General features: G+C 43.3%; 11 protein-coding genes, 1 tRNA gene and 1 riboswitch. Of the genes, 8 read left to right on the forward strand and 4 right to left on the reverse strand.

The annotated features are described in order from the left end of the window. Positions 1 to 261 precede the first annotated feature (261 nt). Both CDC37_RS10700 and CDC37_RS10705 read left to right on the forward strand, forming a co-directional pair. Positions 262 to 1,659, forward strand: a complete 1,398-nt coding sequence (locus CDC37_RS10700; RefSeq protein ID WP_096621855.1) for an AtzE family amidohydrolase — start codon at positions 262 to 264, stop codon at positions 1,657 to 1,659. A gap of 93 nt (positions 1,660 to 1,752) precedes the next feature. Continuing rightward, complete coding sequence (locus tag CDC37_RS10705) at positions 1,753 to 3,072, forward strand: efflux RND transporter periplasmic adaptor subunit (RefSeq protein ID WP_096621857.1); 1,320 nt, start codon at positions 1,753 to 1,755, stop codon at positions 3,070 to 3,072. A 534-nt stretch (positions 3,073 to 3,606) separates the two neighbouring features. Here CDC37_RS10705 and CDC37_RS10710 read toward each other — a convergent pair. Then, positions 3,607 to 3,678: transfer RNA gene (locus tag CDC37_RS10710), tRNA-Gln, on the reverse strand. A 439-nt stretch (positions 3,679 to 4,117) separates the two neighbouring features. Next, the gene (locus tag CDC37_RS25760; RefSeq protein WP_442861090.1) at positions 4,118 to 4,276 is read right to left on the reverse strand and encodes a bluetail domain-containing putative surface protein; all 159 of its coding nucleotides are present in this window, start codon (positions 4,274 to 4,276) and stop codon (positions 4,118 to 4,120) included. 283 nt (positions 4,277 to 4,559) lie between these two features. Here CDC37_RS25760 and CDC37_RS10715 point away from each other — a divergent pair, with 283 nt between their 5' ends. Then, positions 4,560 to 4,892 (forward strand): hypothetical protein, encoded by a 333-nt coding sequence (locus tag CDC37_RS10715; protein WP_157780712.1) that lies wholly within the window; start codon positions 4,560 to 4,562, stop codon positions 4,890 to 4,892. A 710-nt stretch (positions 4,893 to 5,602) separates the two neighbouring features. Further along, positions 5,603 to 6,808, forward strand: a complete 1,206-nt coding sequence (locus tag CDC37_RS10720; protein WP_096621860.1) for an AAA family ATPase — start codon at positions 5,603 to 5,605, stop codon at positions 6,806 to 6,808. A 641-nt stretch (positions 6,809 to 7,449) separates the two neighbouring features. On the opposite strand, the gene CDC37_RS10730 is transcribed toward CDC37_RS10720, so the two are convergent. Beyond that, on the reverse strand, positions 7,450 to 9,711 hold the full coding sequence (locus CDC37_RS10730; RefSeq protein ID WP_096621863.1) for a transglycosylase domain-containing protein: 2,262 nt from the start codon (positions 9,709 to 9,711) through the stop codon (positions 7,450 to 7,452). A gap of 549 nt (positions 9,712 to 10,260) precedes the next feature. On the opposite strand from CDC37_RS10730, the gene CDC37_RS10735 reads away from it, so the two are divergent. After that, positions 10,261 to 11,094, forward strand: coding sequence for a hypothetical protein (locus tag CDC37_RS10735; RefSeq protein WP_197707056.1), 834 nt, complete (start codon positions 10,261 to 10,263; stop codon positions 11,092 to 11,094). Between the two features lie 926 nt (positions 11,095 to 12,020). On the opposite strand, the gene dmeF is transcribed toward CDC37_RS10735, so the two are convergent. Further along, entirely contained in the window at positions 12,021 to 13,037 is a 1,017-nt protein-coding gene (dmeF, locus tag CDC37_RS10740; RefSeq protein ID WP_096621865.1) for a CDF family Co(II)/Ni(II) efflux transporter DmeF, read from the reverse strand. 473 nt (positions 13,038 to 13,510) lie between these two features. Beyond that, positions 13,511 to 13,675, forward strand: a riboswitch (cobalamin riboswitch). A gap of 66 nt (positions 13,676 to 13,741) precedes the next feature. Between dmeF and cobG the strand changes: the two genes are divergently transcribed. From cobG to CDC37_RS10755, 3 genes are all read left to right on the forward strand, one after another. Then, positions 13,742 to 15,199 (forward strand): precorrin-3B synthase, encoded by a 1,458-nt coding sequence (gene cobG, locus CDC37_RS10745; protein ID WP_157780713.1) that lies wholly within the window; start codon positions 13,742 to 13,744, stop codon positions 15,197 to 15,199. A gap of 230 nt (positions 15,200 to 15,429) precedes the next feature. Next, positions 15,430 to 16,059: a precorrin-8X methylmutase gene (locus tag CDC37_RS10750; RefSeq protein WP_096621868.1), complete on the forward strand. Its 630-nt coding sequence runs from the start codon at positions 15,430 to 15,432 to the stop codon at positions 16,057 to 16,059. Between the two features lie 2 nt (positions 16,060 to 16,061). Beyond that, a complete protein-coding gene (locus CDC37_RS10755) occupies positions 16,062 to 16,772 on the forward strand; it encodes a precorrin-2 C(20)-methyltransferase (RefSeq protein ID WP_096621869.1) in 711 nt (236 codons plus the stop codon). Positions 16,773 to 16,832 lie beyond the last annotated feature (60 nt).

Below are 16,832 nucleotides of genomic sequence, written 5' to 3' on the forward strand. Positions count from 1 at the left end.
GTAGTAAAGTTGATTTATTGGAAACGCTTTCACTACATCGACGTATAACTCCAGAATAAAGTGGTATAAAAACCAATTAAAAAAAGTAAATACATCAAATGTACTGTCTAAAAAATACTTGTTTAACAATATTTATTGCACAAGATTTTCCAGATACAACCTATCTGTAATTATGCTCGATTACTGTATAATAGCGAATACCTAGAAATCGGTTTTATCCTCTCCGATTCAGCCAAATTATTCCCACAGAACCTATCCTCAATGCTAAATCTAGAGTCCGCAGATGCCATATCCATTGCCACATTAGTACGTCAAAGCAAAGTTAGTGCTGTTGAAGTGATTCAAGCAACCCTCAAACGAATTGCAGCATACGATAGTCAAATTAATTGTTTTACCCATATTACTGTGGACTCAGCTTTAGCTGATGCAAGACGAATTGATACAGAAGTAGCTTTAGGTAATCAACCAGGGTTGCTTGCTGGTGTCCCCTTTGCGGTGAAAAATCTCTTTGATATTACTGGTGTCACCACTTTAGCGGGTGCGAAAATCAACGCGGAAAATCCTCCCGCAAGTCAAGATGCAACGGCTATTTCCAAACTGAAACAAGCAGGTGCAATCTTGGTCGGTGCTTTAAATATGGATGAGTATGCCTACGGATTTGTCACTGAAAATTCCCATTATGGTGCAACCCGCAACCCCCACGACCGACGACGGATTGCTGGTGGTTCTTCCGGGGGGTCTGCTGCTGCGATCGCTGCGGGTTTGGTTCCCCTCACCCTCGGTTCGGATACAAATGGTTCTATCCGGGTTCCCGCAGCTTTATGTGGTGTATTCGGTTTGAAACCGACCTACGGGAGATTATCAAGAGCAGGTGTAGCTTTATTTTCTAGTAGTCTTGACCATATTGGTCCCCTTACCCGTTCCGTGAGGGATATGGTGATCGCATTCGATATTCTACAAGGTTTTGATGCCAAAGACCCGGTTTGTACCTCTAAAGAACCCTGTCAAACGAGGGATTTAGTGGCACATCCTGACCTGACAGGAATCAGAATAGCGATCGCGGATGGTTATTTTCAACAAAAAGCCGAACCACAAGCCCTAATTGCAGTGGAAACGGTGGCTCAAGCCCTCAACATCCACACATATATTACCATTCCCGAAGCCGAACGAGCACGAGCAGCAGCATTTGTGATTACCGCGAGTGAAGGTGCGAATTTGCATCTGAATCAATTACGCGATCGCCCTCAAGATTTCGACCCCGCAACCCGCGATCGCTTTTTGGCTGGAGCTTTAATTCCCAGTAATTGGTATATTCAAGCACAGCGATTTCGGCGGTGGTATCGGGAACAAGTGCGGGAGGTATTTAGGAAGGTAGATGTAATTATTGCACCCACTACACCTGTGACTGCACCTTTAATTGGTCAACAAACAATGGTATTAGATGGGGAAGAAATTTTAGTTCGTCCCTACTTAGGACAATTTACCCAACCTTTATCATTTATTGGTTTACCCGTGTTGTCAGTACCAATTCAGCGTCCAGGGGAATTACCTTTAGGAGTACAGCTAATCGCTGCACCCTATGAGGAAGGTAAAATTCTCCAGGTTGCAGCAGTTTTAGAAAAAATGGGAATTATTTCTGCTCCCGTGGTAAGGAATTAGGTTTAAAATTCTTTTCAGAAAGAATATTTCGTTTCAGTTTGAGTTCCCGACAAATTTCTTTTCCTGACCTCCCTTCAAAATTCCATTCATCATATGCCACCTTTAAATCCTCAAACCCATCAGCAGACACAAGGTAATATACCCCCATTTCCACCCACACCAATTTCTTCCAATTTATCCCCAGCAAATACTTTACCAAAGTGGTTATGGCGGTGGATCGGGATATTGATGATGGGAGGTGGGGGAATAGGTGGATTATTCTTGATTTTGACGGTCAATTCTGGGACTCCCAACATCAGAGAAATCGGAGAAATACCCGTTAACTTAGTTACAGTCACAACAGCAAAAATAGAAGAAAGTACGGAATTTATCGGGAACTTAGAAGTAGGGCGATCGCAAATTATCAAACCACCCACATCAGGAATTGTCACTCAAGTTTTTGTGCAACCTGGAGAGCGGATTCCCAAAGGGACACCCATGTTTCAAATAGATCCCCAAGGTTTAGTTAAATTTGTCTCTTCCCCTCAGAAAAATCACCCCTCCGTGGTAAATTCCAATTCTAATTTTGACAATCAACTAGCAACCATCAGTGTTTTAGAAGCAGAACAAGCATCCCGTCGTGCAGATGTTAATTTTTATCAACGCCAATTCGACAAGTATACAAAGTTAGTTGCTCAAGGTGAGGTTTCCGGAGACATCCGCGACAATTTTCTCCGTAAACTCAAAACCGCTCAAACCAAATTAGCTCAAGTCGAGTCCAAAATACAATTGCGAAAGCAAAACCGCAAACAAAACCCAAATCCGGAGAGTTCCCCTCCACCAACTTACTATATCAAAGCACCCTTCACCGGAAATCTCCTCTCCCTGCAAACCAAAGTCGGTGATATTATCAACCGTGATGACCAATTAGCTACCCTTACACAAACCAGTCCCCTAAAACTACAAATTTATATCCCAGCAAATCGACGGGAGCAACTTCGACCGGGGATGACCATCCAAATCCTCAACGACCAAGGGAAACCAGTGGGAACTAGTCGGGTAGTTACCATTGCTAACCATCAGCAAAATTCCCAGGAATCGATTTTAGTCACAGCAATCTATCAAAACTCTTCTGCAGAACTAGAAGCACCCAACTTTATCCGTACCCGGATAATCTGGAAATCCTACCCAGGAGTACTTATTCCCCGCAACGCGGTGAATGCGATCGCCAAAGAACCCTTTGTCTACGTCAGCGAGTCCCAACCACAAAACCGATTCGTCGCTCGACAAAGAAAAGTCAAACTCGGTTCTCTCCAAGGTGATAACTATCAAATTCAGGATGGACTACAACCGGGAGAAAAAGTAATTGTTTCCAATCTAGCTAGACTCCGGGATGGTGAACCGATTTCGATTGTCAAAGGGAATGGGGAGTAGGGAATTGGGAAAAGACGATGATGCTGCTGTTTTTCTGGTTTTTCCCGGTGTTAGTTAGAAGCGCGATTGAGGTTTGCGACTTAAAAGCTATACCCCTTGACTTGGGAATATCTTGTCAGCCATTGAGGCTATTTTATACCAATTCTTGAAAATAGGACTACAGATAGGAGATAATTTCTGTAGTCAGAATTTTTGGAGCTAAGAGGCACTATGGCAGGAGGTTATTGCCTCGATTACAGGAAGAACTTATGTACTGGAAAGTTTTATCTGTAGTCAACATTTAGAGAATTGGTATGAGTCGCCAAAAGTGCTTTCCAAATGAGTGCATAGAAGCTCAAAAAACCTTGTATCTGTAATTTTTTAGAGCCGATAATCAAGTGGAATTGTTGGGTTAAAACTATTCCTGTACAGATGGGACATGTCGCGTCTGTACCGATTACCTACCCTCACGAAAAGACTTTTACAGCTAGCGCGCTTGCACGTGAACAGCAGACCCTAAACAAAAAGAGTAGTTCACATAACTACTCCTTAATACTGGGGCGCTAGGATTCGAACCTAGGGATGGCGGAACCAAAACCCGCTGCCTTACCACTTGGCGACGCCCCAACGTTTTTGACACTTTATAATATAACAACAATCTTCCGGGTTATGTCAACCCTTTATTTGGAAATTTTCTGGTAAATTCAATTTTGGGACTAAAATAACAAGACCGTGAAAGTTCAAATGTAGGGTCTGCGGAAAAAGTCTTTTTGTGAGGGTAGAGAGCAGGGAAGAGATGGGACATGTCGCGTCTGTACAGGAATAGGGAATAGTTTTAACCATAAACTTGTTCCCAGACACTGGCTCTTGATACAGTGTTCTTTAACTCTGCTTCCTGATTTGAGGCAGTAGCCCTCGTGAAAAGCGTCCCTACGCGGAGCATGGGGACGAGATAGTCAAAAAGTGTGTGAACCAATGCTTTCAAAGTCTCTCTCCAAAAAGAGAAAGGATTGGAGAGGGGTTATTTGAATCCGTCGTAGCAAAATCCTCCGTAGGAGTACCCACTTTAAATAAGACTCAGGTTGTTTAAATTACCTCTAAATCCCGTAATCTCGATGATGCTGTCGGTGCTTGCAGTAAACCCAGCCCTATTGTCATTGATTGCCAGAAAAGTGTGATCGATTAGCCCATCACGAAATCTAAAGGTGGAAGCACCGTACCGTATTGCATGTACTCCAACGAATTCAAGGGAAAATCAGGAATAATGGACTTAAAATTGTAGAAGAATTATTACTTGTTTCTAATTTCTAGTGTTATGGCTACAGCAGAACTGCTTCTAATGCTCAAAATAATGCATTTTTCATTGCCTAATTAAAAGCCGTGCAACATAATTCACTTGGATCACCGATCGACACCAGGAAACTGCTCGCAAAATTAGTCAACTACTGGAATCCGATCAAACAAACCAAGATAGGTGACGCTCGACGATTTAATTTTACCGAGAGATTATGTCAACGAATATATCAGGATTACAAAAACTAGGTTTGATGTTGCGATCGCTGATTCATCGTTATTTTCCTTCTCCCCAGGAAGGACAACCCCGTACCCACGATTTTACCAAGTATGAATGTGGCAAGGATTATATTTGGGAAGCAGGGGAAACACCACAACAGGCTTATATGACCGGGTACGGTGCTAATATTGAGCGCGGCGATCGCATTATCCTTACCCTTCAATCCCAACAATATTGCTACCAAGTTCAAGCAATTGATTATTATTCTCAGCCAGAGGATATGTGGATTGCCTCCCTCTCAATCATAACCAAAGACGCTACGTCCTAGGAGTCCATGTCAATTCACTACCTGCGATAATTGGCATGAGCATCCCAAAATTCTACACTAATTGCGATCGCATCTTCACCACTTTCACTTCCCTTGACAGATTAAATAGTAGACATTTATCTTTATTCTGTAATACAATGTATTATGAAAAACTACAAAAACTAACAGGTAAAGGTGATTTGAGAGATAATTGCAGTAATTAGATTCACAAACATCTAATTTACTAAGACTGTACAGGGAGAGACGCGATATATCCCGTCTGTACAGGAGTAAGGCTTTTCGCCGAATGATGGGTTACATTGTGGTTTTATGTTTAATTGCACCTACCTACTGAGTAAAACACAGCAGAAGTATAAAGTTGAGAGGTTGTTTGTCAAGTATTAATTATCGCTATTTTGACTATCGTCCTGACTCTGGAGATGGGGTTATAAAGCTGATTTTTCCTTCGAGAGTACAGACGTGACATGTCGCATCTCTTCCCATTCCCAAAAACGATAATTCAAGTATTAAAATCAAATTTTAAAACATCCTCTGAGGTGTCTTTTGTACTAATTAGATTCAGGGTCTAAAATGGTATCAGCGTTGGCAATTAGGGTTAAAAGTGTCAGAATAGGCGTAAAATGCCAAGCAACCTTTTTACAACTTTCCCAATCGGTGGGTAGTAAATATTTCCGCGCTTGTCAATTAAGAATGTTTAATATGTGATTAGTATGGATTTTGATTATTATTCGGGTAACAATGATTATGGGGCATCATCGCGTAGTCGCAACAATCTGTTGATGAGTGGTTGGCGACCATTGCGTCGAGATTTTGATTTTAATTATTTTTTTCATGTATTAGTAAATGATACCCAAGAGTTTACCCAAAAAAGTTTAAATTTGGCAAGTTATTATGCAGATGCGCTAGGTCGTCGTGGATATTCTTGGTGGGCAAATCTGCTAAATTTAACATCTGATTATACCCGTGGCGAACTCGATAAATATTGGAATTATATTACACCTGATCCTTCGACCCCCAACCATCGTTATGCAGAAGTACTGGGTACAGAAACACCCATTTCCCAGATGGTAAGTCGTAGCAGTATTCCCATTGATTATGTCTTGAATCGGTTGCAGGAAATTACCGTTTTACGGGTTTTAGAACTATTAGGTAAACCGGATATTATTACCCAGTATTATGGCGAGCGGGAATTTTATTTTCCCATTGAAAAATTCACCACTTGGGAACGCCTAGATGTGATTAATAGCGTTTACGCCTATTGGAAACAACATGATGTTTGGTTGCAAATTGACCCCTACGACCGAGGTCGGCGACACTATTCTCTGATGGCGAAAAACCTAGCACCCTTTATTAATAAAGCCACCTATAACTTAGCCGTGATGTTGAGTGGATATCAAAGTCGGGTGGGAAAAGTCCATGCGGACTTTGAAATTCGTAGTTTTTCCCCAGAGATTCAAAATTTTACAGATGCCGTTCAAACTGCGGTGTTAAATCAACATCAACTTGCAGTCCTTGTACATGGGGAACCAGGAACCGGTAAGACCGCTTGGACTCAAGCTGTTGCCAAAGAAATTTTAGTCGCCCTCGGATACGTAATTTTTATCCTAGACCACGATGCGATCGCAAATTTCATTCCCCCCACCTATTTGGAACGAATTTGTATTATTATTAATGAAGCTGATAATCTGGCCCAAAACCGTGCCTATGAGGTTGCCCAGTCAAACAACAAAACCGAACATATCCTCAGCTTACTAGATGGCACAGTTTATCAAAGCGTAATTGACGAATCGGGAATTCATTCTCGGCAGCGTCTAGTTATACTCATGACCTGCAATACAACCGAAAGACTAGACCCAGCCATGTTACGCAAAGGTAGAGTAGATTTGATGTGTGAATTTACCCGGAAATTTGTCTAAGGTTAATCCCGATTTTTGATTATGGAACAGGCATCCCTACCGGGCTTTTCAAGCAAAAAGCTCAAACTACAGGATATTTTATTTTCTGGAAGTCCCCAACCAGGAACCCATTAATTAACTAGTGGTCTGTAACTGGTTCCCACCCTCCGTGTGGGAACCCATATTAGGAGGCTCCGCCTCATGGTAATCTGGAGGCAGAGCCTCTAGTTGGGAATTCCCCCGCAGAGCAGGGAAACCAGAGGCTAGGAAGGATTGGCAATCTAACTGGTTCCTACCCTCCGGGTGGGAACCCATATTAACCCAAGTTGCGGGTTACTTGAGAACGCGATCGCTTCCATCAGTAAAATCCCCTCCAGGAACAAAAACGGAGGGGATTATGCTAAAACTGTCTATGCTATCTTAGATGACTTACTGAGAGCGATTGGACACAAAGAAGATTCTCGGCGAGAGATGAGCGACAAGGTTCAACTTACCAAATAAATTAAATGGGTTAAAAGCCCCGTCTTTCTAAGACGGCTTTCTGATAGAATATGGAAAACAGGCAGGGACGGCAGTCTGTTGGGCGAGATAGTGTAAGACGGGTCTAGCCTGCAACTGTTGCTTGAACCCAGAATCTCCCCACTTTTAACGCGGGGAGTATGTCAACGAGCAATGCGTCGCATATAATTACCCCATAAACTAGCAGCTTGGGCACTGCTACCATTAGTAGGGGAATTATCATCGTTACCCAGCCAAATTCCCGTGGTTAGTCTCCGACCGGGGACAAAACCAATAAACCACAGGTCTACATTTCGATCGGTTGTCCCGGTTTTTCCTGCTTCTCCTTGACCAATACTTGCAGCGCGTCCGGTTCCAGAGGTGACAACATCCTGTAACATACTAGTCATGGTATTAGCCACATTGGTGCTGAGAACACGACGGTTAGCATCCGGGTCGCGGTCAAAGGAATAAATCACCCGACAGGTTTTTAAGTCATTGCGATCGCGACAGTCACCACTATCCAAAATCCGACTAATGGCATGGGGACGGTTCCACAAACCATTATTGGCAATACTGGCAAAGGAACCTGTCATCTCCAACACATTGACGACACTTTGCCCTAAAATCAAACCGGGTACCGGGTCAAGGGGAGATTTGACTCCCATACGTCTAGCTTCCTGGACAACCCGATCTAAGCCTACTTGTTGCGCAATCCGTAAGGCAATGGGGTTTTCCGATAGGGCTAACCCTGTACGCATGGTCATGCTCCCCGTAGTTGTGCGACAGGGACGATAGCGAAACCCCCCCCAAAAAAGGGAATCACAGGAATAAGCACGGGTGGTGGGGATACCTTGGGCTAAGGCTGCACTGAAGGCAAAAATTTTAAAGGTGGAACCGGGTTGACGTTGAGCTTGGACAGCGCGATTGAATTGACTGGTACGAAAGTCCGTCCCCCCCACCATTGCTAATATTGCCCCATTACTGGAGTCAAGGGTGACAATGGCTCCCTGGGAAAACCTGAGTCTGCGACCTTCCGTTTGTATGGCATTATTGAGAGCGGTTTCTGCCTGTTTTTGCATCGTCGGGTCAAGCTGGGTTTCGATAATAAAATTTCCCTCCCGTGCTAACTCCTCCCCCAATATCTGCTGTAGTTCCTGAAACACATAATTATAAAAATAGGGAGCAATTGTATTCGCCTGTTGTTCACAAACTTTAGCACTAATACCCACAGGCGATCGCCGCGCTGTATTATATTCCTCCTGGGAGATTTTCCGCATTTCCAGCATCCGTCGCAAAACCCGGTTGCGAAACTCAATGGTTTTAAACCGTCCAGAACCGCAATAATCAAAGGCATTCGGTGCAGGTAAGATGGCCACCAAAGTCGCAGATTGAGCTAAATTTAATTCCTTTGCTGATAAATCAAAATAATATTTGGCCGCATCTTCAAAGCCAAACACATCAGCACCCAGGAAAACCCGATTTAAGTAAGTACGGAGAATCTCGTCCTTGCTGTAAAAAAACTCCAACTTCAAAGCCACCACCGCTTCCCGGAATTTACGTCCCAAGGAATCCTGTCTTCCCACATACTCAGGAAATAAACTTCTGGCTACCTGCTGAGTCACCGTACTTGCACCCTGCTGGACATCGCCACTACGGGTATTAATCAATAATGCCCTTGCTACCCCTAACGGGTCAACACCGATATGCCAATGGAAACGACTATCCTCGGAAGCAATCACCGCATTAGGAATATAGCGACCAAAATCCGCTAGGGTTGCCAAATCTTGGTGGGAGATATTACGGGGTTCCCGCAGGGGAGTCACCCCATCACGGGCAAAAATTACCACAGGAGCGCGGGTAGCAGTAGGTAAAGGACGGACACGCACCCGCAAGGACTCAACCCCCACCACCAAAGCTAGTAAGGCTGTTACACCCGCCACACCGTAGGTAGTCCAAGTAGCAGCTTTTACATACCAAGGTGGGGGGTCATGGTACTGTAACTTGACCGACGCAGCTAATTCCGGTGGTCCCAGGGTTAAAATATCACCGTGACGCAATTCTAAGGTTGTGATTCGACGTTTACCACGGTAAATCCCATTGGTGGAATTTTCGTCCTTGATGGAAAATACACTTTGACCTTGGGTCGAATCCCGCGACAAGGATAAATGGATTTGACTGACCACGGGATTGCGAACGACGATATCACAGGACTTGGAACTACGACCCAGTACATAGCGATCGCCCAACAAAGGATAAACTTCCGCTTGAGCTGCTCCTGCATCTTGTACCCAAAGTTCGGGAACTCGCGCATTCGGCTTTAGTGCCAACTTGGAGAAATCGACACGAGCTTGAATCGTATGTACTGCTTGGGTCAGTTGACCAAGCAAGGTTTTCGGCTTTTGTGGGGGTTGGGGGGAACTCATGGGCAATTCACATCACGGTGATTACTGACGAATTGGGAAAACTGCGTAGACGCAGGTCGCGCTGCTTCTGTTTGAGATGGCGCAACAGCCACTCCCCGTGGGAGGATCGCGATGCTTATCTCTCACCATTGTACTCATAACCCGATGAAGTGCGCTGGCTACACGTAGTTCCAATTCCGCCAATTCAAAGATTGGGATCGAGAAAGATTGAGAAATTTATATTCAGAATAATATATATCACGGGATTTCATCTGGTTAATATTGTTACAAAAATCATCAGTAATTATTTTTGTTATTTACGTATTAAGTTGGTAGTTTTATTAACTTATTTTCTCCAAAGTTGCACTCCATTCTCTAATTCCATGTGTTGCTATCAACCATCAGTCTATAAATTCGATTTTCAACTATTAGGATTCAAAATTTACTTTCATCGACCCATAAATATTTTCTCAACCCGAAAATACATCCCTATTTAGACAGATTTTATATTCAAATTTGTTTGATTTAATTGACCAAGTTATCTCTATTCAGGTGTGAAGGTCAAAATATATGAAGGGAAAATATCTAACCCTACTCGGAACAGCACTAACATTAGCATTGAGCAGTAATGTGGCAATGGCTCAATCCACCAAATTTCCTGAATTACAAAAGGAAAATAAGGAAGAAACCACCCCATCCGCAGAACGAGAATTGCCTCCAGATGTCATGGAAATTTTGTGTAAAAATTTCCCCTTAAATTCCCGTTGTCCGGGTGGTAGTACTGCATCTACACCTAGTGTCACTCCCAGAACTCCTGATGCGTCTCCTCGACCTGAGAGTATTGAAATACCAACCAACCCCCCCGAAGGTACTCCTAACCCTGGTAGCGAGACTCCCTCAACACCTCCAGGAGCAAATGAAACACCTAATCCGACCAACCTGGAACAAAGACCACTGATTACCCCCGACAGTACACCACCTAGTGGAACTACTGATTCACCATCAGGTGGTTCTACCACTCCAGGAAATACACCTGCTGAACCCACACCCAGCAACCCTCGCAATCTTACTCCTTCTAACCCCGGTGGAGTAAATAACGATAGCACCAAACCTGAAACTAAGATTGAAGTTCCTGGAACCAGAACTCCAGAAAACGCTCCTTCTGCACCTGGTGCAGACCAACTACAGTCACCAGAAAGCAGCACACCTGAGCAACCTTCTTCTCCCTCTAATCCTGGTGGAGTGAACAACAACAGCACCCAACCTGAAACCAAAATCGAAGTTCCTGGAAATAATCCAATCAACGAATCCCAACCGAGTACTCCTTCGACACCGGGTGCAGACCAACTACAGTTACCAGGAAGTAGCACACCTGGTCAACCTTCCTCTCCTTCTGGAATGTAATCACCTTTAGCAAGGTTTTAAACTCATTTCTCACCTGTCTTGGATGATTCAAGACAGGTGGATTTCTTATTTCCGGGTAGTCTACATGTAGCTATAAGAATAAATTGAACTCAGTATTACTCGTACACAATTAATTTTGCGTAGTGCTTGGTGGCTTTAACTCCGAAAACGCTTTACTATGGAGCGGTTTGCTATAGAGCGCTGCTACTACCAACTTTTCCCCACCCATCAAATCAAAATTAAAAATTAATGTGAGTTGATGAACTTCACCCCAACCTCTCTCCGACTCCAGAGAGGAGCAGAAAATCTGTAGTTTTGACCAAAAATCAATATTTCCCAAGCTTTTCTCCAAAAGTAAGAGAGGGGTTATTAGAACCCGTCGAATTTACGTTAAAAATTAATGTGGTGGAGTACTGGAAATATTTCTTTGTGTGAATTTTTTTGAGATGGATGATATTTTTGAGCTTTTTTGTGGGATAATTAGTTTGTATATAACATAATGGGATAGTTGTAAAATTTCTGAGACCAGCAAGATTCCCATTATATAAAAGTCAAGTCTATTCTGTTGATAAAAATCAACTTACCAGAAAATAAATTCGATTTTCCACAGATTTCAGCCAGTTTCCAAACTGTCCGGATGCCTGATTCCCGCTTGGGTTCAACGCTAACTGAAAAAAAGATTCTAAAATCGTTTGATTCGGTTGTGGTGAAAATTTTTGTGAACAGATGATATTTTTGAGCTTTTTTGTGGGATAATTAGTTTGTATATAACATAATGGGATATTTGCGAAATTTTTGAGACAAGCCAGATTCCCATTATATAAAAGTCAAGTCTATTCTGTTGATAAAAATCAACCTACCAGAAAATAAATTCGATTTTCCACAGATTTCAGCCAGTTTCCAAACTGTCCTCAATTAGTTTCCGGTCAATTCTGTGATAATTCCAAGCAAGCTCCACCTTCACAGGGGTTGACTTCGATGATGACATGGGAGAGAGGGGAGATATGGCTAAGTAAGTTTTTGTAGTAGTGGGGCGATCGCGGATAGTGGGTGACGAGGGAAATAGTTGCGGCTAAATGGTTTTGGCCGATATACCAAAGATGGAGGTCGGTGACGCGATTATCTGCGTCGGCTTCGATGGCATCCACAATATCAGTTTTAGTTTTTTTATTGCTGCTGCCATCTAGTAATATCAAACTGGTATCCTGAAGTAAGCCGGATGCCCATTTGGCGATGACAATCACCCCAACCAAACCCATAACTGCATCCATCCATACCCACCCCAAATATTTAGCAGCAAATAGACCAATGATGGCCAACACTGAAGTGAGTGCATCAGCTAAAACGTGAATATAAGCAGCTTGTAAATTGCGATCGCGAAGCGACTCCTGTGGAGTATCGCGAAGCGACTCCTGTGGAGTATCACGAAGCGACTCCTGTGGAGTATCGTGATGATGATGGTGATGGTGTTCATGATGGTCGTGGTGGTGATGCTCCTGTAATAATAAAGCACTAATTAAATTGACAACCAAGCCAATAACAGCAACAGCGATCGCTTCATTAAACTGAATCTTTTCCGGTACAAATAAACGGGTAATGGATTCCACACCCATCATCAAAGCCACCACAGCCAAGGCTACTGCACTCGCAAATCCACCGAGAACACTGACCTTACCCGTACCAAAACTGTACTTCGGATTCTTGGCATGATGACGAGCATACTGATAGGCAAACACCGTAATTCCAAAAGCAGCAACATGGGTAGCCATATGCCAACCATCAGCCAACAGAGCCATCGAACCAAAAATTGTTCCCGCCACAATTTCTGCTACCATTGCGATCGCCGTGAGAATCATGACGATTCTGGTACTTTTTTCTGCCTGGTGGTGGTCAACGGAGAAATCGTGGGAATGTTGCCAATTCTCTAATTTGTGAACGTGCATAGAAATCGATTCAAATGGTTGGAGGAAAGGGAGGTAATAGCGGAGACGACCCGACGATGGTAGAGACGACCCGACGGGTCGTCTCTACTGTTTGCTGAATCAGTCAAAGGAATAGTCAACATTTAGCGTGACCTGGCAGTACCATGTCTTCAAATACACATTTATTCCTATAATTTGATAATGCCAATATTTTACTATAGTTGATCCGCGAAGAATAAAGTCAACTACCGCAGTCCGAGCGGGATTTATGAAATCTTACATGTATGGTTGTTAACGGTTGAAAGTTGACGGTTAACAGTCATCAGTCAACGGCACGCTATTTTTCACTACTGAAATCGGATTGCTATAGCTGATTAAGAATACCTCTAGACACAACCCAAAAAGAAAATAGCTCATATCTACTCCCTGTACAGACGACCCGACGGGTCGTCTCTCCCTACTCACCTATTTTCAAGTGAGGAATTACCAAAAATTAATTTTTCCCTATCCATATTTGTGGTATTGTCAGCATACCTAAGATTGGGAAACTCCGGTGAAATTCCGGGACTGTGCCGCAACTGTAACCAAAGGGTCAGTGAGAAGAATTAATTAAATTGACCGATGGAAGTCAGAACACCAGATTTTAGGGGTTAGTATTACTGTTTTGGCACAGTTACTAACACACCATCAATATCCCTGCGTTGCACGGGGAGGATAGGAGAAAATTGCTGAATCTGACTGCTGCATCTCGACGAGAAGTTGCGCCAAGCGCGTCTACTGCTTGTCCTGGCTTATTTTACGGTGTGTCGGCACAGGATGGTATGCTGGCACGAATTCGGATTCCTGGTGGTATGGTAAATTACCATCAGTGTTATTTGTTGGCGGAAATTGCTGATAGATATGGTCAGGGTTGGTTGCAAATTACCAACCGTGGGAATGTACAAATTCGTGGGATTCGTGGTGAGATTTCCCTGGATGATTTGCAAAGGTTGCAACTTGGGGGATTGGGTGCGGAACTAGTTGAATTAGACGCTTTGCGAAATATTATGGCTAGTCCGACTGCGGGAATTGATCCACAGGCTTTGATGGATACTCGTACATGGGTGAGGGAGATAGATCATTACCTCAAAAGCCATCGGGAATTGGATGTGTTATCCCCGAAATTCAGTATTGGGTTGGATGGGGGTGAAAAGGTGACAATCCGCGATCGCCATAATGATATTCTTTTGGTGGCACGTCAATCCCTTCTGGATCAAAGTAGGTATTTACAGGTTTATGTGAATCATCAAGATACCCAGTTGTGTATTACCCCCCACCAAGTATTACCTGTTATCAAAGCCTGTACCCAAGTGTATCGCCAATATTGTCAAGAAAACCCCCCTCAAAACCAACGTCCTCACCGTTTACGTCAAGTTTTAGCGGATTGGGGTGTGGATGGATACTTGCAAAAAGTTACAGCCTATTTAGGATTTTCCTTGATTGCTGTAGATAAATTGGATTTAGCTCCAGGGGAACAAGATCAACATACTAATAATTATGACCATATCGGGATTCACAACCAATTGCAACCAGAACATGTTTACATTGGTTTAGTCCTACCCCTGGGAAAACTCACAACTAAACAGATTCGGGGTGTCACAGCGATCGCTCGTTTGTATGGGGATGAAACCCTACGGTTCACACCTTGGCAAAATCTGATCATTCCCCATATTATGCGATCGCAAATTTCGGAAGTGTTAGCAAAGCTGGAAAAACTGGAATTGGATTGGCATTTAGAAAATCCTTGGCATAGTTTAATCGCTTGTTCGGGAACTCAAGGGTGTGCATCATCCCATATTGACACCCAAACCCAAGCCGAAAATATCGCTCAAACTTTACCCAAACTGAATTATCCCTTGAAAATCCATATTAGTGGTTGTGAAAAAGGCTGTGCTAGTCAAGGTGTTAGTGATATAACCCTAGTTGGTATCGCCAAGGATGAGTATAAAATATTCATTGGCAAGGATAGCCATCAGGGAAAATTTGGTCAAGAGTTATACACTAATCTGAATACCACAGAAATTACCCATCTCCTCACCCAAATTATTCAAACTTACCAAACCCATCACCATGACCAGGAAAGCCTTCAAAAATTCCTTAGCTGTTATGGAATAGAAGAATTACGGCAATTGATTGGGAGATAGCAAGAAGAGGAAGAATAGAAGTGCAGAGGGGCAAAAATACGGTCTTCCATAGGTATGTATTGTATGATTTATCAAAAATACCTGCCACTACTTCTAAATACCGATTCCAAAAATTTTTGCAACATATACTCAATATAAGACTCGATATATCGCGTCTCTACGAGATTCATCGGTAATTTTTACATGACAGTGAATTAATCCAAAATCTAAAATCTAAAATCAAACATCCCATGACTACTTACATTCGAGATGGTAACGAAATCTATCGTCAATCCTTTGCAATTATCCGTGCAGAAGCAAATTTAAACGGCTTACCAAAAGACCTAGAACGAGTTGCGGTCAGAATTATCCATGCTTGTGGAATGGTGGACGTGGTGGAGGATTTAGAAGCCTCTCCAGATGCAGTTCGTTCGGGGTATGATGCCCTTGTGGGGGGTGCGCCGATTTTATGTGATAGTCGTATGGTAGCAGAAGGAATCACCCGTAAACGTTTACCAGCGAATAATCCGGTGATTTGTACCCTGGGTGAACCACAGGTGGAAGAATTAGCGCAAAAACTGCAAAATACCCGTTCCGCAGCTGCATTAGAATTATGGCGATCGCATTTAGAAGGTGCGGTAGTAGCAATCGGCAATGCACCAACTGCGTTATTTTATTTATTGGAGATGTTAGATCATGGCGCAGCAAAACCGGCTTTGATTTTAGGATTTCCCGTCGGTTTCGTTGGTGCAGCCGAAAGTAAAGCAGCACTTGCGGCCAATAGTCGCGGTATACCATATATTACACTTCATGGCCGACGGGGTGGTAGTGCAATTACCTCTGCGGCTGTGAATGCGATCGCCCAAGAGGAAGAAATTTAAGTATGGCACACAATTGCGGTCGGTTATACGGTTTAGGAATTGGACCTGGAGACCCGGAATTATTAACCATGAAAGCGGTTCGTATCCTCAAAGCGGTTCCCGTGATTGCCTATCCTACCCTAGAAAATGGCAAATTTTTGGCTAGGGCTATTGTCAGCGAATACATTAGTCCAGACAAAATTGAAATCCCGATGCCGTTACCTTTCAGTGTGGAACGCTCATCCCAACCCTATTATGACATCGGTGCAGCCAAAATTGCCGAACATCTGGATGGGGGACGGGATGTGGCTGTACTGTGTGAAGGAGACCCTTTTTTATACGGCTCGTTTATGTATATATACAGTCGTCTCTGTGGTAAATATCCCACTGAAGTTATTCCCGGTATCTCCTCCACCCTAGCTAGTGCTTCCGCTTTAGGTGTTCCCCTCACCTACCGCAATGATGTATTAAGTATTATGCCTGCAACCCTACCTACCGAAATACTATCAGCTCGCCTTACTGTCGCTGATGCTGCGGTGATTATTAAGCTCGGTCGTCACTTTGCTAAGGTACGTCAAGTTTTACTTGATACGGGGTTATTTGAACGGGCTTTGTATATCGAACGCGCTACCATGCCGAATCAGCGTATTGTTCCCATCCAGGAAATTACATCCAGTGAAGTCACATACTGGTCGTTGATTATGATACCTAGTCAGGCTAAGGGTTGGGAATGAGGTGCAACAGGGAAAATTGAAGAATAGAATGCTTCTAAAATATGAATGCCAAATTTATAT

The sequence above is a fragment of the Calothrix sp. NIES-3974 genome (genome assembly GCF_002368395.1).
GTDB lineage: Bacteria > Cyanobacteriota > Cyanobacteriia > Cyanobacteriales > Nostocaceae > NIES-3974.